This is a genomic window from Herbiconiux daphne (genome assembly GCF_024979295.1).
Classification (GTDB): domain Bacteria; phylum Actinomycetota; class Actinomycetes; order Actinomycetales; family Microbacteriaceae; genus Herbiconiux; species Herbiconiux daphnes.
Map to the genome: position 1 here is coordinate 92,074 of NZ_JANLCJ010000003.1, position 21,778 is coordinate 113,851.

At 70.8% G+C, this 21,778-nt stretch carries 18 protein-coding genes; 7 read left to right on the top strand and 11 right to left on the bottom strand.

What is annotated here, in order from left to right:
• Positions 1–36 precede the first annotated feature (36 nt).
• From N1032_RS09185 to N1032_RS09195, 3 genes are read right to left on the bottom strand one after another with little or no spacing between them, the layout of a single operon-like run.
• Positions 37–852 carry an isoprenyl transferase gene (locus N1032_RS09185; RefSeq protein WP_259538762.1) on the bottom strand — a complete coding sequence of 272 codons (816 nt, stop codon included), beginning with the start codon at positions 850–852 and terminating at the stop codon, positions 37–39.
• Positions 849–1,598: a DNA repair protein RecO gene (gene recO / locus N1032_RS09190; protein ID WP_259538764.1), complete on the bottom strand. Its 750-nt coding sequence runs from the start codon at positions 1,596–1,598 to the stop codon at positions 849–851. The genes N1032_RS09185 and recO overlap by 4 nt, the downstream gene beginning before the upstream one ends.
• 46 nt (positions 1,599–1,644) lie before the next feature.
• Complete coding sequence (locus tag N1032_RS09195) at positions 1,645–2,319, bottom strand: GAP family protein (RefSeq protein ID WP_259538765.1); 675 nt, start codon at positions 2,317–2,319, stop codon at positions 1,645–1,647.
• 58 nt (positions 2,320–2,377) lie between these two features.
• Between N1032_RS09195 and N1032_RS09200 the strand changes: the two genes are divergently transcribed.
• Genes N1032_RS09200 through N1032_RS09215 form a run of 4 tightly spaced genes read left to right on the top strand, consistent with a single transcriptional unit; the run spans position 2,378 to position 10,200 of the window.
• On the top strand, positions 2,378–5,461 hold the full coding sequence (locus N1032_RS09200) for a hypothetical protein (protein WP_259538766.1): 3,084 nt from the start codon (positions 2,378–2,380) through the stop codon (positions 5,459–5,461).
• On the top strand, positions 5,458–8,325 hold the full coding sequence (locus N1032_RS09205; RefSeq protein WP_259538767.1) for an FtsX-like permease family protein: 2,868 nt from the start codon (positions 5,458–5,460) through the stop codon (positions 8,323–8,325). Before N1032_RS09200 ends, N1032_RS09205 begins: the two co-directional genes overlap by 4 nt.
• Positions 8,326–8,329: 4 nt before the next feature.
• Positions 8,330–9,355, top strand: a complete 1,026-nt coding sequence (locus N1032_RS09210; RefSeq protein ID WP_259538768.1) for an ABC transporter ATP-binding protein — start codon at positions 8,330–8,332, stop codon at positions 9,353–9,355.
• A complete protein-coding gene (locus tag N1032_RS09215; protein ID WP_310795935.1) occupies positions 9,352–10,200 on the top strand; it encodes an ABC transporter ATP-binding protein in 849 nt (282 codons plus the stop codon). The genes N1032_RS09210 and N1032_RS09215 overlap by 4 nt, the downstream gene beginning before the upstream one ends.
• A 48-nt stretch (positions 10,201–10,248) precedes the next feature.
• Here N1032_RS09215 and leuA read toward each other — a convergent pair whose 3' ends face one another.
• Positions 10,249–12,015 carry a 2-isopropylmalate synthase gene (gene leuA / locus N1032_RS09220; protein ID WP_259538769.1) on the bottom strand — a complete coding sequence of 589 codons (1,767 nt, stop codon included), beginning with the start codon at positions 12,013–12,015 and terminating at the stop codon, positions 10,249–10,251.
• Between the two features lie 149 nt (positions 12,016–12,164).
• Positions 12,165–12,866 carry an FAD-dependent thymidylate synthase gene (gene thyX / locus N1032_RS09225; protein ID WP_259539170.1) on the bottom strand — a complete coding sequence of 234 codons (702 nt, stop codon included), beginning with the start codon at positions 12,864–12,866 and terminating at the stop codon, positions 12,165–12,167.
• 121 nt (positions 12,867–12,987) lie between these two features.
• On the opposite strand from thyX, the gene N1032_RS09230 reads away from it, so the two are divergent.
• Both N1032_RS09230 and N1032_RS09235 read left to right on the top strand, forming a co-directional pair.
• Complete coding sequence (locus N1032_RS09230; protein ID WP_259538770.1) at positions 12,988–13,413, top strand: OsmC family peroxiredoxin; 426 nt, start codon at positions 12,988–12,990, stop codon at positions 13,411–13,413.
• A 7-nt stretch (positions 13,414–13,420) separates the two neighbouring features.
• Positions 13,421–14,314 carry a TIGR01777 family oxidoreductase gene (locus N1032_RS09235; RefSeq protein ID WP_259538771.1) on the top strand — a complete coding sequence of 298 codons (894 nt, stop codon included), beginning with the start codon at positions 13,421–13,423 and terminating at the stop codon, positions 14,312–14,314.
• A 14-nt stretch (positions 14,315–14,328) separates the two neighbouring features.
• Here the strand turns inward: N1032_RS09235 and N1032_RS09240 are convergent, their stop codons facing one another.
• Positions 14,329–14,781, bottom strand: coding sequence for a tetratricopeptide repeat protein (locus tag N1032_RS09240; RefSeq protein WP_259538772.1), 453 nt, complete (start codon positions 14,779–14,781; stop codon positions 14,329–14,331).
• Positions 14,778–15,647, bottom strand: coding sequence for a 4-hydroxy-tetrahydrodipicolinate reductase (dapB, locus tag N1032_RS09245; protein ID WP_310795936.1), 870 nt, complete (start codon positions 15,645–15,647; stop codon positions 14,778–14,780). The genes N1032_RS09240 and dapB overlap by 4 nt, the downstream gene beginning before the upstream one ends.
• A gap of 50 nt (positions 15,648–15,697) precedes the next feature.
• Between dapB and N1032_RS09250 the strand changes: the two genes are divergently transcribed.
• Complete coding sequence (locus tag N1032_RS09250; protein ID WP_259538773.1) at positions 15,698–16,171, top strand: GNAT family N-acetyltransferase; 474 nt, start codon at positions 15,698–15,700, stop codon at positions 16,169–16,171.
• Between the two features lie 113 nt (positions 16,172–16,284).
• Here the strand turns inward: N1032_RS09250 and N1032_RS09255 are convergent, their stop codons facing one another.
• The 4 genes from N1032_RS09255 to N1032_RS09270 form a co-directional block, all read right to left on the bottom strand.
• Complete coding sequence (locus N1032_RS09255; RefSeq protein ID WP_259538774.1) at positions 16,285–16,887, bottom strand: histidine phosphatase family protein; 603 nt, start codon at positions 16,885–16,887, stop codon at positions 16,285–16,287.
• Entirely contained in the window at positions 16,887–18,248 is a 1,362-nt protein-coding gene (locus tag N1032_RS09260) for a M16 family metallopeptidase (RefSeq protein ID WP_259538775.1), read from the bottom strand. The genes N1032_RS09255 and N1032_RS09260 overlap by 1 nt, the downstream gene beginning before the upstream one ends.
• A gap of 20 nt (positions 18,249–18,268) precedes the next feature.
• On the bottom strand, positions 18,269–19,105 hold the full coding sequence (locus N1032_RS09265; protein ID WP_259538776.1) for a hypothetical protein: 837 nt from the start codon (positions 19,103–19,105) through the stop codon (positions 18,269–18,271).
• 118 nt (positions 19,106–19,223) lie between these two features.
• Positions 19,224–21,515: a polyribonucleotide nucleotidyltransferase gene (locus N1032_RS09270; protein ID WP_259538777.1), complete on the bottom strand. Its 2,292-nt coding sequence runs from the start codon at positions 21,513–21,515 to the stop codon at positions 19,224–19,226.
• Between the last annotated feature and the right edge of the window lie 263 nt (positions 21,516–21,778).

Consider the following 21,778-nt stretch of genomic DNA (forward strand, 5'->3'; position numbering starts at 1 on the left):
TCAGAAGTCATTCCGCATCGGTCATCCTGCACGAAGTCAGTCCTCATCCGCCGCCGTCGGGGTGTCGACCGCTCCCCCGAACCGGCGGTTGCGGCCCGCGTAGTGCTCGATCGCCTGCCACAGGTCGACCCGGGTGAAGTCGGGCCAGAGCCGGTCGAGGAACACCATCTCGGCGTACGCCGACTGCCAGGGCAGGAAGTTGCTCGTGCGCTGCTCGCCCGACGACCGCACGAACAGGTCGACATCGGGCAGGTCGGGAACGTAGAGGTGCTTCTGAATGAGTCTCTCCGACACGGCTGACGGCCGGATGCGCCCGGCGGCCACGTCGTCGGCGATGGCCCGCACGGCATCCGTGATCTCGTTACGGCCGCCGTAGTTGACGCACATCGTCAGCGTGAGGGTCGAGTTGTGCGCCGTGAGCTGCTCGGCGAACTGCAGTTCTTTGATCACGCTCGCCCAGAGACGCGGCTTGCGGCCGGCCCAGCGGATGCGCACCCCCCACTCGTTGAGCTGGTCACGCCGACGGTGCAGCACCTCGCGGTTGAATCCCATCAGAAAGCGCACCTCGTCGGGCGAGCGCTTCCAGTTCTCGGTCGAGAAGGCGTAGACGCTCACGTGCTCCACGCCGATCTGAATCGCCCCAGCCACCACGTCGAGCAGGGCCGCCTCCCCGGCGCGGTGGCCCTCGATGCGGGTGAGGCCGCGCTGGTTCGCCCAGCGGCCGTTGCCGTCCATCACGATCGCGACGTGCTTCGGCACCGACCCCTTGGGCAGCGACGGCGGCTGCAGCCCCGTCCAGTCGAGGGGCCGGAACGGCTCCGCCTTGTCGGACGTCTTTCGAACGGGACTCACTGCGGCTGAACCTTCTTCGTCTGCGACCGTTCGACGTGCTCGAGCGATCGGAGCCCGCGTTCCAGGTGCCATTGGGTGTACGCCGCAACGATACCGCTCGCGCGGGAGCGGGTCGCCGGCTCCGACGAGTCGGCCGACGACCAGTCGCCGGTGAGCAGGGCCGCGAGCAGCTCGAGGGTGCTGACATCCAGTCGCGGCGTGCCCGGGGGCGCGACCTTGTCGCTCACCACCCCGCCCAGCTGCACCACGAAGGCCGAGTGCGGGCCCGCCTCGCCCGTGACGGCGCAGTCGTGGAAGCTCGGCGCCCAGCCCGCCATCGAGAGCGCCCGCAGCAGGTAGGAGTCGAGGGTCATCGCGGCCCCGTGCTCGCCGCGTGAGAGCGATCGCAACGCTCCGACGAGCAGCAGGTACTGCTGCAGCGACGGCTCTTCTTCGGTGAGCTTGTCGGCGGTCTCCACCATCGCGCTCGCCGCGGTGTAGCTGGCGTAGTCGGCCGTGATCTCGGCGCCGTAGGAGCCGATCGTCACCGCCTGGGTGATGGTGTCGAGGCTCCGGCCCTCATAGAACTGCACGTCGGCCACCATGAAGGGCTCGAGCCGGGCGCCGAACTTCGAGGCCGTTCGCCGAACGCCGCGGGCGACCGCGCGCACCTTGCCGTGCTGACGGGTCAGCAACGTGACGATGCGGTCGGCCTCACCCAGTTTGTGGGTGCGCAGCACGACGGCTTCATCTCGGTAAACGGGCACAGTCAAGTATCCCTCGCCCCGCCGACAGGCGGCCGAGCGACCCGGGCTAGAACGCCTCGAACGCCCGGCCGAGCTGAAGGGCGCCGAGGATGATGAACAGCACCGCCATGATGAGGTTGTTGTGCTGGATGAGCGCGGCCTTGGCCGAGGCGAGACCGCTCGCGATGTGCTGCGAGTGCGAGCCTCCGACGACGGTCAGCACGATGAGTCCGAGGCACGAGACCGCCACGAAGACGGCCGAGCACACGAACACGAGCGACCACGGCAGGTCGGCCGAGCCGATCGACGAACCGGCCGCGATGGCGATCGGGATGTTCTTCACGTTCGCCACCCCGAGCAGCACGCCGAGGCCGGCCGACTTCACCACCCCGAACGAGTCCATGGCGGCGAGCCACTTCGGCTCCACCGGGGTGGCACCCTTCTTCGGCCGCTTCTGCCAGCTGCGCAGCGCCAGATAGAAGAACAGGGCGGCGAACGCGAAGCCGATCACGATGTGGAACACCGTGGCGAAGAACGAGTCGTTCTCGGTGGTGCCCTTCGACCCCGAGGCGAGTGCCAGCGTCAGCGCGAAGAACGCGACCGCGAAGGCGATGGTGAACACCACGGCGTTGCCGCGCCCGCGCGGCCCGAGCAGCAGGGTGATCACGGCCACCAGCGGCATCGGCGAGATGATCACCGCGAAGGCGAGGGGAATGACCTCCCCCAAGGCATGCCAGAACATGGCCTCAGCGTAGCGGTCGGCAACACGCGCGACACATTCGGCGTATACCCTCTTTCGAGTGTCATTGCCCTTCCAGCGATCGCGGGCCGGATCGTCGTTCCTCGTCGCGTCGGCGACCGTGGTTCTGATCGCTGTCGCACTGCTCGCCGGAACCGCGGGATTCCTCGCCGGTTCGACCCTTCAGGCGATGCGCGACACGCTCGCCCAGGCCCCCGCCACCGAGGCGGCACTGCAGGTCTCGAGCGCCTACGACCCCGCGACCGCCCCGGCTCAGGATGCCGGCACCCGCGCCGTGGTCGGCGACGCGTTCGCGGGGGCTCCGGTCACGGTCTGGCGCTCACTGCGCACCGCGCCGGTGCCCGTGCAGCCACTCGCGGCCGACGGAACCCCCTCTGGCGACCCGAGTGCCGACGACGACACGCCCGAGGTGGTGCTGCAGGCCGACGACCGCTCCGACGCGGGCATCGCTACGGTGGCCGGGGCCTGGCCCACGGCTCCCGGCGAGGCGGCCCTCGAGCAACGCGCCGCCGAGGCTCTCGGGCTCGCCGCCGGTGACCGCATCCTGGTCGGCCCCGAGAGCGGTCGCCGCGAATTCGTGATCTCGGCGATCTGGCGCGCCGACGACCCCACCGCCGCACGCTGGTTCGGCGACCCCGCCATCGCCTCGGGCCGCACCGGCGATGCGGTCGGCCCGCTGCTCGTGGCCGAGACCGATCTCGCCGGGGTCTTCGCCGCGGTCACCGCCCGCTGGGTGGTGCAACCGGATGCCGCCTCCCTCACGCCCTCGGCGTGGTCGGTGGTCGAAGGCGCGTCGGCCGACGGCGCTCTGTCCGAGCTGCTGGCGCGGGCCGACGTCTTCGGCGCGCAGTCGGTGACGGTCGAAGGCGACCTGCACGCCGAGACCGCGCGCGTGACGCAGGCCGCGTCGGCCGCCCGGGCGGTCACGCTCGTGCCGGCCGTGCTCGTCGCGACCCTCGCGATCATCGCCCTGCTGCAGCTCGCCACCCTGCTGGCCGGCTCCCGCTCGGCCGACACCCGTCTGCTTCGCGCGCGCGGCGCATCCGTCGGCCGGCTGACCCTGTGGGCCGCGGTCGAGACGGGCGTCGTGGCCGTGCCGGCCGCGCTCCTCGGCGCCGCAGCGGGTGCGGTGGCCGGCTGGTCGATCGCGGGCGGAGTGGGCGACCTCGGGGCCACACTCCTCGACGCCCTGGTGCTCGGGGTCGCGACGGCGGCCGCCGCCGTGCTGGTCTCGACCGGGCGGGGTGCGCTCGCGGCCTGGGCCGCCGCGCGCGGGGAGGGGTCGAGCCGCACCGCGGGCGCGCCGGTGCTCATCGCCGCCGCCGTCACCGCAGCGGTGGCGGCACTGGCCGCGTGGCAGCTCGTCGCCGCCGGCACGCCCCTGCTGGCCGGCCCCTCTGCCGCCGGCTCCTCTGCTGGCGCCGGGGCCGTCAACCCTGTCGCGGTGCTGGCTCCCGGGCTCGCCCTGCTGGCACTCGCCCTGTTCGCCGTCGCCGGCGTGCCGCCCATCACCCGGGTGCTCGGCGCCGGAGCCGCCCGAGGGCGCTCCCTCACGCGGCTGCTCGCCGTGCGCACGCTCACCCGCCGCGCCTCGCTGTTCACCGTCGCCGTGCTCGTGACCGCCCTCGCGGCCGGCGGCGCGGTCTTCGCCGCCAGCGTGACCGGGTCGCTCGACCGCGCCGACGAGCGCACCTCGGCGCTCGTCACCGGCGCCGACGTGCGCGCCGCCTACTCGGTGCCCGCGAACGTCGACCTCGACGGCCCCCGGGTCACCTCCCTCGAGGCATCCGACGCCCCCGGAGCGACGGATGCCGCCACGGCGCTCTCGACCATCGCCACCCTCGGCACCGACGAGGTCGGTCTCGTCGCCCTGCCGGCCGCGACGCTGCCGGGGTTGCTGCCCGGAACTCAGCTGGCGGGCTCCTCGGCGGCTCTCGAGGCCGGCGACGACGGGATGCCCGGCATCGCCGCCCTTCCCGCTGGATCACAGACGCTCTCGGTGGCCGTGACGGTGGCCGGAACCGACTCCGCACCGCTCACCGACACCGACGGAACGGTGACGGTGGCCGCGTGGCTCGCCGATTCCGGTGGTGCCGTCTGGCAGCTCTCGCTGGGCGAGATCGACACCACGACCGCCACCACGGGAGCCGTCTTCACCCGCGCACTGCCGCCGTCGTCAAGCGAGGTCGCCCTGCTCGGTCTCGACGTCGCGCGCGTCGGATCGGCCGAGTCGTCGCGGTCGACCGTCGTGCTCGACGCCGTCTCGGTCTCCGCGGCCGACGGCGAGGCCCTCCCGGCCGAGATCGCGCAGGCCGGTGACGAGCCGCTCTCCGTGGCCCTCACCCGTCAGACCCCCCGAGGGCGCATCCTCGCCCCCGACGCAGGCCGTCGTGTGCCCGTGGTCTTCACCACTGCCCTCGCCAGCCGCCTGGGCGTCGGCACGGGCGACGAGCTGAGCCTGACGCCCTCGACGGGCCGGGCGGTCGACGTCGTCGTCGCCGCGACCGTCGACGCCGTTCCCGGCTCGGGGCGGGAACTGGTCGTCTTCGCCGACACCGCGACGCTCCAGCAGGGCATCCTCGCCGCGGGCGGCGCCGTGCCGCTGCCCGCGGAGGTGTGGGTCGCGACATCCGACCCCCGCGGCACCGCGGCGGCGATCAGCACGAGCTCGCCCCTGGCGGTGACGGTCACCACGCGGGCGAACGCCTCGGCCTCCGCCATCGTGCTGCCGGCCGTGGTCGCCGTGCAGGTGGGTGTTGGAGGCGGTGTGGTCATCGCCCTGGTCTGCCTGATCGCCGTGGTGGCCGCGTTGCTCGCTGCGCGGCGCGCGGAGTCGGGCGTGCTCGCCGCACTCGGCAGCACGCGGCGCGACGACGTGGCCGAACGCCGCACCGAGGCGTCGGCCGTTGTCGCCTACGGCCTGGTCGCCGGCGTCGTCGCCGGAGCCGCCGTCGCGGTGCTGCTCGCGGCCGTCTTCGCCCGGGCCGCCGTGCCCGGCGCGGCCGCGGCCGGATCGGTGCTCGCCATCGACCCCGCCTTCGCGGCTGCGGCCCTGGCGGCGCTCGGCGTCGGTTGCGCGGCCGTCGTGACGGTCTACGGCTCGCTCGTCAGGAGGTCACGATGAGCCGACCCTCGTCGCACAGCGGGCGCGATCGTCCGTTCGGATTCGGCGGCGTGCTGCGCCGGTCGATGCTTTCCGGCCCCGCCGCCACCATCGCGCTGACCGTGGTGGTGGCTCTCAGCGCGGCCCTTGCGGCGGCGGCGCCCGCGGTGCTCGAGCGGTCGGCCACCGAGGCCCTCCGCTACGACGTCGCCTCGGATGCGCCGGCCGACCAGGCCGACGTCATCGCGCAAGCCACCGGCGGGCCCGCGATCGGCCCCTCGGCGGGTGGGCCGGCATCCACGGGTCTGGATGACGCGGTCGACGCGATCTGGGGCGCCCAGCACGACGCGCTCCGCGCCATCCGGTCGACCGTTCCCGAACCGCTCGCCTCAGTGCTCGGTGACCCGGTCGCCACGGTCACCAGCGACCTCGTTCCGCTGACGGAACTGCCCGGAGACCCTCCGGCGCGCTCGACCGATCTCGGCTTCCAATTCGATCCTCACTATCGCGACCGCGTCGACCTGGTCTCGGGCGAGTGGCCGGTGGCCTCCGACGACTTCCTGGCGACCGGCGCGCCCATCGAGGTGGTGATCTCGCAACCCGTCAGCGACGGCGCGGAGTGGGCCGTCGGCGAGACCCGCCAGGTGGTCTTCGGCGACGGGCGCACCCAGCCCGTCGTGCCGACCGGCATCATCGAGGCCGTCGACCCGGCCGACCCCTGTTGGCTGCACACGCCGACGGTGCTCGAGCCGGGCCTCGTGCAAGACGGCTCCGGCGGCACGACCGTGGTGGCGCTGGCCTACGTCGATCCCGCGTCGTGGCCGTCGGCGGCCGGGATGCCGCTGCACGAGCACACCCAGGCATGGTTCCCGGCTCGTCCGCAGGCCCTCTCGGTGGCGACGGCGCCGGTGGTCAGCCGCCAGCTGCGCGAATTCATGAGCACGCCGCACGCCGTCGTCGACGATGCGGCGGCGCCCGCGCCCGACCTGTCCGGCGCGATCTTCGAGGCGTCGGTCACCGCGCTCACCTTCAGTTCGCGCCTGCCGACGCTCATCGGCGACTCCCTGGCGCGCAACACCGCGACCAATGAAGTGGTCGCCATGGCCGTCAGCGGCCCCATCGGCGTGCTCGTCGCCGTGCTGCTGCTCGGAACGAGCCTGCTGCTGCGGCGGAGGGGCGCCACGCTCGCGCTGTTCGGCGCGCGTGGCGCGTCAGCCGGGCAGCTGCGCGGGTTCCTGGCCCTCGAGGGAGCGGCCATCGGGCTCATCGGGTCGGTCGCCGGCACCGCGATCGGGCTGGGCCTGGCGGCCGCGGTGGTCGGGCCCGGTGCCCTCGACGCCACCCGGCTGCTCGCCGCGGCGGGCGTCGCCCTCGTGCTGGCGGTGCTGCCGGTCGTGGTGCTGCTCGGCCAGGCGCAACGTCTCCGTGCGGGTCGGCCCGGCGGCGGAACGGCCCCGGATGCCGCGGAGGCGGCCTCGACCCCCGCGGCCAGGCGCGTGCGGGGCATCGCCGACGGCGTCATCGTGCTGGCGACGGTGGCGTCGATCGTGGTGCTCGCGGTCGGCGCTCAGGCGGCGGCATCCGGAGCGTCGTTCGACCCGGTGCCCGCGGCCGCTCCCCTGCTCATCGCCCTCACCACCTGCGCCCTGACCGTGCGCGCCTACCCGTGGGTGCTCGGCCGGTGCGCCGCCTGGGCCCGCAAGCGGGTGGGGGTGGTCGCCTTCCTCGGCGCCACCCGGGCACGGCGCCGCCCGCCCGGGGGCACGGTGCTCGTGTTCGCCGTGGTGATCGGCGTCGGCATCGCCGTGTTCTCGACCGTGTTCCTCAGCACCGTGCGCTCCGGCATCGACTCGGCGGCCGTGGCCGACCTCGGCGCCGACATCTCCATCCGCGGGCAGGGCATCCCCGATTCGGTGCTCGACCAGGTCGCCGAGGTGCCCGGGGTCGAGGCCACGGCGGCGGTGTACGCCGATCAGCCGGTCGTGGTGATCGTCGGCGGCTCCCGCACGAGGATCAGGGCGGTCGTCGTCGACGCCGACCGGCTCGCGGAGGTGCAGCGGGGCCGCCCCGGGGCCGTCGAGCTGCCGCCCGGGCTCGCGGCCGACACGGGTGACGGCCGCGACTCCCCCGTGCCGGTGCTGGCGTCGGCACCGGCGGTGGCCGACCTGGGCGGAGCCGAGCCGACGCTCAGCGGGCACCCGATCGACGTGATCGCAACCTCGCCGACCACGGCTCTGCCCTTCACGACCGCTTCGTCGTGGCTGCTGCTCGACCGCGAGCACGGCTCGGCCGCCGTGGGCGACATCACTTCGATCGAGCGCGTGCTCGTGCGGGTGACCGACGGGGCGGATGCCGCCGAGGTCGCCTCCGCCGCCCAGGCCGTGGTCGACGCGGCGGTCGAGACCGGCACGCAGGTCACGACGGCGCAGGGGGTGGCGGCATCCGTCGCTCTGAATCCGCGCATCTCGGCCCTGCAGACCACCCTGTTCTTCGCCATAGCGTTCGCCCTGATGCTCTGCGCCGGTGCCGTCGTGATGACCCTGGCGCTCGGCAGCACGGCCCGGGCGCGCCTGGTGCAGCTGACCTCGGCGCTCGGCGCCGGCCGGCGCCAGAACCGCGCGCTCGCGCTGTGGGAGATGGCGCCCTCGATCGTGATCGCCACGGCCGGCGGCATTTTCGCCGGGGCGGCGGCGTCGGCGGTGGTGCTCAGCCTGGCCGACCTCACCCCCTTCACGGGTGGGGTCGAGCGGCCCGCCGTGACGGTCGATCCGCTCACCGCCCTCGGGGCCGTGGCCGGGTTCGTGATCGTGTCGGGGGCCGCCGTGCTGATCGGAACCTTTCGGCCCGCCCGAACGCCCACCGCCTCCGTCGTCGAGAGAGGATGATCAGATGACCATCGAGAGCACGACCGGCGTCGACCCGCACATCCTGTGCGTCGACCTCGTGCGCATCTTCAGCACCCGGGGTGTCGAGGTGCAGGCCCTGCAGGGCCTCAACCTGCGCGTGCAGCCGGGCGAGATCGTCGCCGTGATCGGCGCGTCGGGGTCGGGCAAGTCGACGCTGCTGTCGATCTTGTCGGGGCTCGACACGCCGACGGCGGGCTCCGCCCGGGTCGCCGGGCACGACCTGCTGACAATGGGAACCCGCGAGCGGGTGAGGTTCCAGCGCAGCAGCGTGGGGTTCGTCTGGCAGCAGACGTCGAAGAACCTGTTCCCCTACCTCACGGCGGCCGAGAACATCGAGGCGGTCACGGCGATCGCGCGCAGCGGCAGCGCCCGCGACCGCCGGCGCCGAACCGATGAGCTGGTCGAGCTGCTCGAGCTCGGCGACATCCGTCACCGTCGACCCGACCAGCTGTCGGGCGGCCAGCAGCAGCGGGTGGCGATCGCGGTCGCCATCGCCAACGAGCCGCGGGTGCTGCTCGCCGACGAACCCACCGGCGAACTCGACGAGGCGTCGAGCGTCGACGTGCTCGAGGCCCTGCGGTCGGTGAACGAGTTGCGCGGGGTCACCACCCTCATCGTGACGCACGACCCCTCGGTGTCGTCGCACGTGCGGCGCACGGTGCAGATTCGCGACGGACGCACCTCGACCGAGGTGCTGCGCAGCACCCGCATCGCCGACGACGGCTCGGAGCACGCCGTCGCCGAGGAGTTCGCGGTGCTCGACCGCGTGGGCCGCCTGCAGCTGCCCGAGAACTTCACCAGCGAGCTCGGCCTGCGCGACCGGGTGCGCCTGGCGCTCGAGAGCGACCACGTCGGCGTCTGGCCCGGCGAGAGCGCCGCCCCACCCCGTCGTCGCCCCCGCCACGCCGGCCCGCCGGAGGCCCCGGCCGCGGCGTCGCCACCCGCTGCTGCGCAGTCGCCTGATGATGCCCCGTCACCCGCGCCCACCTCGCCGAAGGACACTCCGTGAACGAGCCGAACACGAACCCCGCCAGCGACCCGCCGGGCACCGGCCCCGTGACCGAGCCGCGCACGAACCCCGCCGGCGACCCGTCCAGCACCCGCCCCGTTAGCGACCCGAACACGCATTTCACGGGCGGCGCATCCGCCGGCCGCCCCGCACCCGTGCTGAGCGCGCGCGGCCTGACGCGGGTGTTCACCACGCCCGCCGGCGACGTGCGGGCGTGCGACGACATCTCGTTCGATGTCGCTCCGGGCGAACTCGTCGTGGTGCGCGGCCCGTCGGGAGCCGGAAAGACCACGCTCCTCAACCTCATCGGCACCCTCGACCGGCCCACGGCGGGCACGATCGCTATCGACGGCGTGGATGTCGCCGCCCTCGACGCCGACGCGATCGCACGTTTGCGGCGCGACTCGCTCGGCTTCGTCTTTCAGGGCTTCGGACTGCTCGACGTGCTCACCGCCGCCGAGAACGTCGAGGTTCCGCTGCGGCTGCGCCGAACGGATGCCGCCGAGCGCGACCAGCGGGTGCGCGACGCTCTGCGCACGGTGGGCCTCGCCGACCACGGCGGGCAGTTGCCCGACGAGCTCTCGGGCGGGCAGCAGCAGCGCGTCGGCATCGCGCGGGCGCTGGTGGCCGACCCACGGCTGCTCATCGCCGACGAACCCACGGGCCAGCTCGACAGTCAGAACGCCCAGATCGTGATGGACCTCATCGCCGAACTCGTGCACGCTCGCGGCGTCGCCGCGGTGGTCGCCACCCACGATCCCGTCTTCGCCGCGCGCGCCGATCGCGTGATCGAGTTGCGCGACGGCCGCCAGGTCGCGCAAAGTGCTCTCGAGTCGGCGAGATAGAGCACTTCGTGCGACCAGCGTCGTTCGGGAGGCCGGGAACGCGCCCCGTCAGACCGTGGCGAGCTCGCGGTCGGCGTCGCGCACCCGGATGGCGCGGTTGACGGCCGAGACCACGGCCTTCAGCGAGGCCGTCGAGATGTCGGCGTCGATGCCCACGCCCCAGAGCCGCGTGCCGTCGACCTGCAGCTCGACGTAGGCAGCCGCGAGGGCGTCACCCGACGCGCTGAGGGCGTGCTCGACGTAGTCGTAGAGCTTGATCTCGACGCCCTGCTCGCTCATCACGTTGAGGAACGCGGCGATCGGCCCGTTGCCCGTGGCGCCCGTCTCGATCACCTCGTCGCCGATGCGCAGCTCGACCTCGAGCGACACCGACCCCGACAGGTCGCTCGCCGTGCGGGTGCGCGTGAGTTCGAAACGGCCCCACTTGTCTTCGGCCCGGTCGGCCGGGGCCGGCAGGTATTCGTCGTTGAAGATGTCCCAGATCTGGTCGCTCGTGACCTCGCCGCCCTCGGCATCCGTCTTGGCCTGCACGACGCCCGAGAACTCGATCTGCAGCTTGCGCGGCAGGTCGAGCGCATGGTCGGTCTTCAGCAGGTAGGCGACGCCGCCCTTGCCCGACTGCGAGTTGACGCGGATGACGGCCTCGTAGGAGCGGCCCAGGTCTTTGGGATCGATCGGCAGGTAGGGCACGGCCCAGAGCAGCTCGTCGACGTTCTTGCCCTGCGCCGCGGCGTCGGCGGCCATGGCCTCGAAGCCCTTCTTGATCGCATCCTGGTGCGATCCGCTGAAGGCGGTGTAGACCAAGGCGCCCGCCCAGGGGCTGCGCTCGTGCACCTTGAGCTGGTTGCAGTACTCGGCGGTGCGGCGCACCTCGTCGAGGTCGCTGAAGTCGATCTGCGGGTCGATGCCCTGGGTGAACAGGTTGATGCCGAGCGCTACCAGGTCGACGTTGCCGGTGCGCTCCCCGTTGCCGAAGAGGCAGCCCTCGATGCGGTCGGCGCCGGCGAGGTAGCCGAGTTCGGCCGCCGCGACGGCGGTGCCGCGGTCGTTGTGCGGATGCAGCGAGATGATCACGTTCTCGCGGTCGTTGATGTGGCGGCCCATCCACTCGATCGAGTCGGCGTAGATGTTGGGGGTCGCCATCTCGACGGTCGAGGGCAGGTTGATGATGACCTTTCGCTCGGGCGTCGGCTCGAAGATCTCGAGAACCTGGTTCACGATGTCGACCGCGAACTCGAGCTCGGTGCCGGTGTAGCTCTCGGGCGAGTACTCGTAGTACACCGTGGTCTCGGGCACCGTCTTCTCGGCCTGCTTGCACAGCCGAGCGCCCTCGAGCGCGATGTCGATGATGCCCTGCTTGTCGGTGCGGAACACGACATCCCGCTGCAGGATGCTGGTGGAGTTGTAGAGGTGAACGATCGCCTGCTTGGCGCCCTTGATCGACTCGTAGGTGCGGTTGATCAGGTGCTCGCGCGCCTGGGTGAGCACCTGGATGGTGACGTCGTCGGGAATCGCGTCTTCGTCGATCAGCGACCGCACGAAGTCGAAGTCGGTCTGCGAGGCGCTCGGAAAGCCGACCTCGATCTCTTTGTAGCCCATGCGCACGAGCAGGTCGAACATGATGCGCTTGCGCTCGGGGCTCATCGGGTCGATGAGCGCCTGGTTGCCGTCGCGCAGATCGACCGCGCACCAGCGCGGCGCCTGGGTGATGTGCTTGGCCGGCCAGGTGCGGTCGGGCAGGTCGACGGCGATCTGCTCGTGATAGGGCCGATACTTGTGGATCGGCATGGCCGAAGCGGCCTGGTTGTTCTTCATGGTGTGTTCCCTCTGCAGAAGTGGTGGTCAGCCGACAGCGAACTCCGCGACGAGGGAGGCCTTATGAACTAGGACTCGTCGCGGCAGCTAAGAAGGAGCAGACCGAAAGACACCATCACAGGTTAGCACGAGGGCCCAGGCAGCGAGACTCAGGGAGCGACGCGGCCGTTCGCGTTGAAGGCCTGGTAGGTCAGCGGCATGAGCCCGGCCCAGATGTCTTCCATCTTCTCGGCGCACATCTCGATTTCCCGCTGCGGAAAGCTCGGAAAATGGGTGTCGGCGCGTTTGGTGCGCAGCGACAGGAAGTTCATCAGCGACCGGGCGTTCATGGTGACGTACATCGACGAGTAGATGTTGAGCGGCAGCACGATGCGGGCGACCTCGCGGGCGACGCCGGCCTCGAGCATCCGCTCGTAGGACTCGAACGCGGCGGTGCTCACCGTGCGCACCTCCTCGGCGGTGAGGGCGGTCTGCTCGGGGGTGCCGGGCAGGAAGTCGTAGGCGCCCGGCTTTCCGACCTGCACCAGGTTGCGGTCGGCGCCCGGAACGTAGAACACGGGGGTCAGCTGCCGGTAGCGGCCCGACTCCTCGTTGTAGCTCGCGATGCGGTGCCGCATGAACTCGCGGAACACGAAGATCGGCGCCTGCACGTAGAAGGTCATCGAGTTGTGCTCGAACGGCGAGCCGTGGCGGTCGCGCATGAGGTAGTTGATGAGACCCCGGTCGCGCTTCGGGTCGGCCTCGGTGGCCGCCTCGGCCGACTCGAGGGTCTGCTCCCCCTGGGTCGACACCCGGGCCGCGAACAGCACGTCGGAGTCGTGGGCACTCGAGCGCACGAGCTCGACGGTCATGTCGCTTCGGAATTCGATGTCGGGCACGTCTTCACGATAGCGGGCCGCGCCACGGGCGGGCGGCTCCTGACATTCCCGGCGAACCCGAATAGTCTGGGAGCACCGACAGAGAGGTGTGTCCATGGCTGTCACCACCGAATCCACGACCGTCTGGCACGGAGACCTTCCTTCCGGGTCGGGATCGACCACGCTCGACTCCTCCGGGGCAGGAACGTTCGCCGTCAACTGGAAGGCCCGCTCAGAGGGCGCCTCGAGCGTCACGACGCCCGAAGAGCTGCTCGGCGCGGCCCATGCCTCGTGCTTCTCGATGGCGTTCGCGAATGCGCTCGCCCGATTCGGCACCACCGCGGAGTCACTGCAGACCACCGCGGCCGTCACCTTCGACCCCGCCGAGGGCATCACGGGCAGCCACCTGCTCGTGAGCGGCGTGGTTCCCGGCATCAGCGAGGCCGACTTCCAGCGCATCGCCGAAGAGGCGAAAGCCGGATGCCCCGTCTCGCGCGCCCTGGCCGGCATCCCGATCACCCTCGAAGCCAGTCTGGCCTGACGCGCCCATGGCCGAGCCACGCACGATCCTCATCGCCGGCGGCAGCGGGTTCATCGGAACCGAGCTCGCCGAGCAGCTGCGGGGCGACGGCCACACGGTGCTCATCCTCGTGCGCCGGCCCGCGCACGAGCCCACCGAGCGCACCTGGGACCCGGAGGCGGGCTGGATCAAGACGAGCCTCATCGACGAAGCGGATGTCGTGATCAACCTGTCCGGGGCCTCGATCTCACGCCTGCCGTGGACCCTGTCGTACAAGCGCGAGATCCTGCAGTCACGGGTGCAGGCCACCTCTACGCTCGCCGATGCGATCCTGCGGGCCGAGTCGCCGCCCGACGTGTTCATCAGCGGCTCGGCGGTGGGTTTCTACGGCAACCGGCCGGGCGAGGCGTTGACCGAAGGATCCGTCGCCGGGTCGGGGTTCCTCGCCAAGGTCGCCGACGCCTGGGAGAAGGCGGCGGCGCCGGCCGCGGCTCGCACCCGGGTGGTGCTCGTGCGCACCGGTCTCGTGGTGGGGGCCGGGGGCGGGGCGCTCAAGCCGCTCACCCTGCTCGCGAAAGCGGGCCTCGCCGGGCCGCTCGGGTCGGGTGAGCAGACCTGGCCCTGGATCAGCCTGCACGACGAAGCAGCCGCCATCCGGCACCTGATCGACTCGAAACTCTCGGGGCCGGTCAACCTCGTGGGGCCTGAGCCGGTGGCCGCATCGGTCGTCGTGCGTGAGCTCGCCGACCACCTCAACCGGCCATACTGGCTGCCCGCTCCTGCTTGGGCGCTGCGCACCGCTCTGGCCGACGCCGGCAAAGACCTGCTGCTGGCCGACCAGGACGTCTCGAGCCAGAAGCTCACCGCCGACGGCTTCACGTTCAGCGAGCCGACGATCGAGAAGGCGCTGGCGCTGGTCTAGGCGCCCTCTCGCTGCTAGGCGTGCCGCTCCCGCTCCCGCTCGAGGCGGATGGCGGTGCGCAGCGATTGGCGCGCACGGCGGCGGTCGCCCGAGGCGTCGTATGCCAGTCCGAGCCGGAACCAGGCCCGCCAGTCGGTCTCGTCGTGCTCCACCGCGTCGCGGTACTGGCCGAACTCGGCGTCGGCCGCCTCGCGCAGCGGGCGACCGCTCGCTCGCTTCGGCAGATCGTCGACGGGCAGCTCGCCCTCGCGCTCGAGCTGCTCGACGAGCTGCTGGGTGCGGAACCCGAACATCAACTCGCGCACGAGGGCCCAGGCGCCGACGAGCGGCAGGATGATCAGCGCCACCCCGATCGCGATGGCGATGGGCTCGCCCGTGAGCACGAACATCACGGCGCGCTGGCCGACCAGCACCAGGTAGACCGCGAGCAGCACCGCCATCAGCAGTGCGGCGACGCGGCTCTTCACGGGGTCACGCTCGTGGCGGTGGCCGCCTGACCCGAGACGTTCTCGGGCACGGCGGCACCATCGGCAGCAGCGTCGGCGGCAGCAGCGTCGGCGGGCTCGGCCGCAGACCGGCGGGAGGCGGCATCCGTCGACCCGGTGCCGAGGTCGATCAGGCGATCGAGGCCCACGATCACACCGCGGGCGGTCACGGCGGCGCGCAGGGCCACGGCGATGCCGGTCTCGTAGGCGCTCGGCGAGATGGTCTCGTGGGTGAGGGTGAGCACCTCGCCGGTGCCGCCGAACACGACGTCTTGGCGGGCGACCACACCGCCCAGGCGCAGGCTGTGGATCGGGATGCTCGCCACCTGCTGTCCGCGCGCCCGCTGGTCGGTGTGCGGGGCCGACACCGGGCCGATGCCCGCGCGTGCCGCGCCCATGAGCTCCGCCGTGCGCACGGCGGTGCCCGACGGGGAGTCGACCTTGCCGGCGCTGTGGGCCTCGACGATCTCGATCGAGTCGTAGAAGCGCGCCGCCATGGTGGCGAACGAGGTCGCGAGCACCGAGCCGAGCGAGAAGTTCGGGATGATGACGACGCCGGTCTTCGGGGTGTCGCCGAGCGTGCGGCGCAGCGCCGTCGCCCGGTCGGCCGACCAGCCCGAGGTGCCCACGAGCACGTTCTTGCCGTTCGCCACGGCGAAGTCGACGACCTTCTGGCTGACGCCCGGAACGGTCACGTCGACCACGAGGTCGGCGTCGAGCATCTCCTCGAGCGGAGTGGTCGAATCGAGCGAGGCCACGAGTTCGAACTCGGGCCACTCCCCGATCAGACGGGTGAAGAGGCTCCCCATCTTTCCGGTCGATCCGACGATGGCAACCTTCGTAGTCATCCCTCCAATCTACCGGGGTCAGCGGGCGGTCGGGCTTTTAGGCTGGACCCATGCGCATCCGACCAGGCGACGTCACCGCCGCCCCCGAACGGGCCCTGCTCGACGACTACTTCGCCTTCCGCGCCGCTGCGTTCCCCTCAGACGGCAGCCCCTACGCGGTCACCTATCCCGATCCGGCCGCGTTCGCGGGCGGCAACGGTGTCTTCCTGGTGGTCGAAGACGACGGGGGCGCGCTCGTGGGGGCCGGCGGCATCCGGATGCTTGCCACCGACGATCCCGCAACGGTGCGCTTCGAGGTGAAGCACGTCTGGCTCGCGCCCGAGACCCGCGGACGGGGCTGGGCCACCGACCTCATGAACGACCTCGAGGCCCGCGCGCGCGCTTTCGGCGCCACCGAACTCGTGCTCGACACCCACGACACCCTCACGGCGGCCGCCCGCCTCTACACGCGCCTCGGCTTTGAGCCCACCGCCCCCTACAACACCAACCCCAACGCCACCCGCTGGTACCGCAAACCCCTGTAGCCAAGCCTCAAGCTGAATGCGGCGGCGTGTACGTCGCATTCAGCTCGTGAGGGCGGCCAGCACGAGGGCAGCCGCTACGTCACCGCACCAGGCGCCGCAGAGGCGGCGGCGCCTTAATATGGCTGCGGGTCGTTCACTCCGGTGCGGAGTTCTACCGGAAGGTGGCCGAGGTCGTTGTGGGCGACGAGTTCGGGCAGTCGTCCGGCCTTGAAGCGGATGATCGTGAGCCCGCAGTGCGCCTGGTTCAGCCCCACCCATCGCCACTCGGGCGAGTCGACGGCCTCGCGCACGAACCACGCGATCACGAAGTTGTGGGTGATCAGCAGGTCGTGGGTGGTGGCGCGCGACGGGGTCAGGAACTCGGCCACGGCATCCGCCATCTGGGCCCGGCCGGCCTCGACCTCGTCGTCGGTGACGGAGTTGAAGAAGGGTTCGAAGGTGTGCGGCATCTGGGGCGAGTAGCCCGTGGGCACGCAGTCGAACAGCAGCGCGCTCGGTTTGGGGTCGAGGGCGGGCAGGTGCTCCGACATGATGCGGGCGGTCTGCTCGGCGCGCTGCAGGGGCGAGTGCCAGACGTTGTCGAACGGCACGCCGCCGAGGCGGTCGGCGATCAGCCGGGCCTGACGCTGCCCGCGCGGGGAGAGCGGGCCGTCGTCGACGCCGTGCTCGGCATCGAGCTGCTCGCCGTGGCGCACGAGGTAGAGCGTGTGACCCATCAGACCTGCACCGCCGTGCGGAACGCGTCGTCGTCGATCGGCCCGACGGCCGCGATGCTCACCGGTTGCGCCGCGAGCTCCTGGGCGAGCTCCTGCACGTCGTCGCGGGTGACCTCCATCAGCCGGCGCACGCTCTCGTCGAGGTCGATGAACTCCCCCAGCGTCAGCTCCGAGCGGCCGAGCCGCGACATCCGCGTGTCGCTGTCTTCGAGGGCGAGGGCGGCCGAGCCCGACAGCTGGCCGTGGGCTCGGGAGAGCTCGTCGTCGCTGATGCCGTGGTCGGCGAGGCGCTGCAGTTCGCTCAGCATCAGTTCGCTGACGGTGCCTTCGCGCCCGGGCGTGCACCCGGCGTACATGCTGAAGATGCCGGCATCCGAGTAGCTCGGGGCGTAGGAGTAGACCGAATAGGCGAGCCCTCGCTTCTCGCGGATCTCCTGGAACAGCCGCGACGACATGCCGCCGCCGAACGCCGAGTTGAGCACGGCCATCGTGGTGCGCCGGTCGTCGGTGGCGACGAGCCCGGGTAGCCCGAGCATCACGCTCGCCTGCTCGGTGGGCTTGGTGGTGACCGAGAGCGGGCGACCGGATGCCAGCTCCGCCGGCTGCACGGAGCGGCGTGCTCGGGGCACGGCGGCCACATCGAGGTTCCACCCGGATGTCTGAAGCGCAGCGGTCACCGCGGCCACCAGCTCATCGTGGTCGACGGCCCCCGCGGCCGTGACCACCACGTCGTTGGGGCGGTAGGAGGCGACATAGTGCTCCCACACGGCGTCTCGGGTGACGGCGCGGATGGTGTCGGGGGTGCCGCCGACCGGCCGCCCGAGGGGATGATCGCCGAGCACGGCCTCGAACAGCCGCTCGCCGACGAGGTCGGTGGGGTCGTCTTCGGCCATCGCGAGTTCTTCGAGGATGACGCCACGCTCGGTCTCGAACTCGACCGGGTCGATCAGCGACGAGGTGAGCATGTCGGCGATCACGGTGACCGCCATGGGCAGGTCGGCGTCACGCACCTTCGCGTAGTAGCAGGTGTACTCCTTCGACGTGACAGCGTTGTGCTCGCCGCCGACCGAGTCGAACGAGATGGCGATGTCGAGCGCCGTGCGGCTCGGGGTGCCCTTGAAGAGCAGGTGCTCGAGAAAGTGGGTGGAGCCGTAGTGCGACGGCGAGCCGGGGCTGGCACCCTGTTCGTCGCGCGAACCGGCGGCGACCCAGTAGCCGATGGTGGCGCTTCGGCTGCCGGGAATGTGCTCGGTGAGGATGCGCACTCCACTCGGCAGGATGGTTCGCCGCACCAATCCATCGGCGACGGTGCCGATCGAGAGCTCGGGAAGGTCGAGGGGAAGTGCAACGGCGCCATTCATCGTTGCCCACCTTAGTGTCCCTAGCCTGGTGAAGCTGGGGACTCACCGCACGCGCCGGGAACGGATGCCTGCCCCAGTGGCGCTGGAGAGAAGCGCACCGTCCAGCCATCGGCCCATCGCATATCGACGACGGCTTCGCCATCCGCGTCGACCCTTCGCTTGCCGGAAACCGGAGGGTCGCAATGGACGAGATAGCCCGGCCTCATCCAGAAATGATCGACGAGGTCGCCGACTTGCACGAAGGGACCCCACGCCTCGAGACCGGGAACCCCGAGTCCGCCGAGCACGTCGATGAAGCGGGCGTCGCAGAGGTCGTTCACGGAGCGGACGTCTCGGTACTCGAACCAATCAGCCGGTATGTCGGCCTCGAGCTGGCGCAGGATGTTGTCGTCCCAGCGCAGAACCGTGTGTGCGAACGTGGCACCCAAGTAGCACCTCTCCAAGAGGGACTGTCCGAGAAACCGCTCTGCGTTAACGTATACCCGGCTCCAAAGGGCAAGCTCGGGTGCATTGAGGCGATGCCGCGGAAGTGCGGCGGCCGGATTGCGCGCTTGAGAACTGAGTTGAGCCGCGACATCGTCGACGAGCACTGCCGATATCTGCCGTTCGGCGTCCTCGTCGGCCGGCGCACGCCTCAGGCCCAACGCATCGTCATGAAGCAACGGGATCAGGCCGACGGCGAACGCGCCCGCCCGAGGCGACGGTACCGCGATGACGTACTCCGGATCGCGACCGTAGCAGGCGCGGTAGGCGCCCCTGAGGGCGGCCGCCGCGGCAATCCGAGAGGGTGGCCTCGGCCGGAGCACGAGCGATTCGAAGGTACCCAGCACTAAGCGGATGACGTCGTCTGCAAACACCGAGGAGGGTGGCGTAGCTGACATATTCTCATTCTTTCACAGGAGGGCGAACGACGGATGCCCGCCCCACACGTGGTGGAACGGGCATCCGTTTGCGTAGCGGAACTACGCAGCGCTATCAGCCTTCGGCCGGCTCCGTGGGGCCCTCGCTGTGAGCAGCGGAACCCTCGGTGTCGGCGGCCTCGGCGAGCACCGGAGCGAGCGACAGCTTTCCGCGGTCGTCGATCTTGGTGATCTCGACCAGGATCTTCTGGCCGACGCCGAGCACGTCTTCGACGTTCTCGACTCGCTTGCCACCGGCGAGCTTGCGCACCTCGGAGATGTGCAGCAGACCGTCTTTGCCGGGCAGGAGCGAGATGAACGCGCCGAACGTGGCGAGCTTGACGACGGTTCCGAGGAACTGTTCGCCGATCTCGGGGTTCTGCGGGTTCGCGATCGCGTTGACCTGCTGACGGGCCGCCTCGGCGGAGGGGCCGTCGACGGCGCCGATGTAGACGGTGCCGTCTTCTTCGATCGAGATGTCGGCGCCGGTCTCGTCTTGGATGGCGTTGATCGTCTTGCCCTTCGGGCCGATCAGCTCGCCGATCTTGTCGACGGGAATCTGCACCGAGATAACGCGGGGCGCGGTCGGGGCCATCTCGTCGGGGGCGTCGATCGCGGCGTTGATCACGTTGAGGATCGCGTCGCGAGCGGCCTTCGCCTGCTTGAGGGCACCGTCGAGCACGTTCGTCGGGATGCCGTCGAGCTTGGTGTCGAGCTGGATCGCCGTGACGAACTCGCTCGTGCCGGCGACCTTGAAGTCCATGTCGCCGAGGGCGTCTTCGGCGCCGAGGATGTCGGTGAGTGCCGCGTAGCGCGTCTCGCCGTCGACCTCGTCGGAGACCAGACCCATCGCGATGCCGGCGACCGGGGCGCGCAGCGGCACACCGGCGTTGAGCAGCGACAGGGTCGAGGCGCAGACGGAACCCATCGAGGTGGAGCCGTTCGACCCGAGGGCCTCGGACACCTGACGGATGGCGTAGGGGAACTCCTCACGCGAGGGCAGCACCGGCACGAGCGCGCGCTCGGCCAGGAAGCCGTGCCCGATCTCGCGACGCTTCGGCGAACCCACGCGGCCGGTCTCACCGGTCGAGTAGGGCGGGAAGTTGTAGTGGTGCAGGTAGCGCTTCTTCGTGATCGGGCTCAGCGAGTCGATCTGCTGCTCCATCTTCAGCATGTTCAGCGTGGTGACGCCCAGGATCTGGGTCTCGCCGCGCTGGAAGATGGCCGAGCCGTGCACGCGCGGGATGACCGCGACCTCGGCGTCGAGCGGCCGGATGTCAGCGAGCCCGCGACCGTCGATGCGCACGCCGTCGCGCAGGATGCGACCGCGAACGACCACCTTGGTGACCGACTTGTAGGCGGCGGAGACCATCGGCGGCACGTCGCCACCGAGCTCACCGGCGTCGACCTTGGCCTGGATGGCGGCCTTGACGCGCTCTTTCAGCGCGTCGTCGGCATCCTGGCGCTCGATCTTGTCGGCGATCTGGTAGACCGCGACGAGCTCGTCGTAGGCGACCTCGGCGACCGCGTCGTAGGCAGCCTGGGTGTAGGGCAGGAAGATCGGGTACTCCTGCACGGCCTTGGCGGCCTGTGCAGCGAGCGACTTCTGCGCCTCGACGAGCTGCTTGATGAAGGGCTTGGCGGCCTCGAGGCCCTCGGCCACGACGGCCTCGTTGGGCTTCGTGGCGCCGGCCTTGATGAGGTTCCAGCTGTTCTCGGTGGCCTCGGCCTCGACCATCATGATCGCGACGTCCTCGTTGCCGTGCTTGTCGGTGACGACACGGCCGGCGACGACGAGGTCGAAGACGGCCTCTTCGAGCTGCGAGTACTTCGGGAACACGATCCACTGGTCGGGCTCGGAGCCGTAGCCGGGCATGAGCGCGAGGCGCACGCCGCCGATCGGGCCGGAGAACGGCACGCCGGAGATCTGCGACGACGCGGAGGCCGCGTTGATGGCGAGCGAGTCGTAGAACTCGTCGGGCGCGATCGACAGCACCGTGATGACGACCTGAACCTCGTTGCGGAGGCCGGTGACGAACGACGGGCGCAGCGGCCGGTCGATCAGACGGCAGACCAGGATCGCCTCGGTCGAGGGGCGGCCCTCACGACGGAAGAACGAACCGGGGATCTTGCCGGCGGCGTAGGAACGCTCTTCGACGTCGATCGTCAGCGGGAAGAAGTCGAAGTTGTCTTTCGGGTGCTTACCGATGCTCGTGGCGGAGAGCAGCATGGTCTCTTCGTCGAGGTAAGCGGCAACGGCGCCCTGGGCCTGCTGCGCGAGGCGGCCGGCTTCGAAGCGAACGGTGCGGGTGCCGTACTTGCCGTTGTCGAGAACGGCTTCGGCGAATTTGATTTCAGGACCTTCCAAGAGGTCTTTCTCCTTTGTTTAGCGTCTTGCTCTTTGTCGACACAGCCCCGTGTGGGCATGCGACTCCTCGCGTGGGAGCAGGCATGACGGCAGGCGAAACGAGCCGATACGTGTGTTGAAGGGCGACGCTGTGACTTAACACATTGCTGGCCACCAGTAGAAGACCTCCGGATGCCGCACCCGCATCTCTGCGGGCGGCAATCGGAAATCCACCACCGAGGACCAGCTTCCTGCCAGCCTGCTCTCAACCAGCCCATCCTATC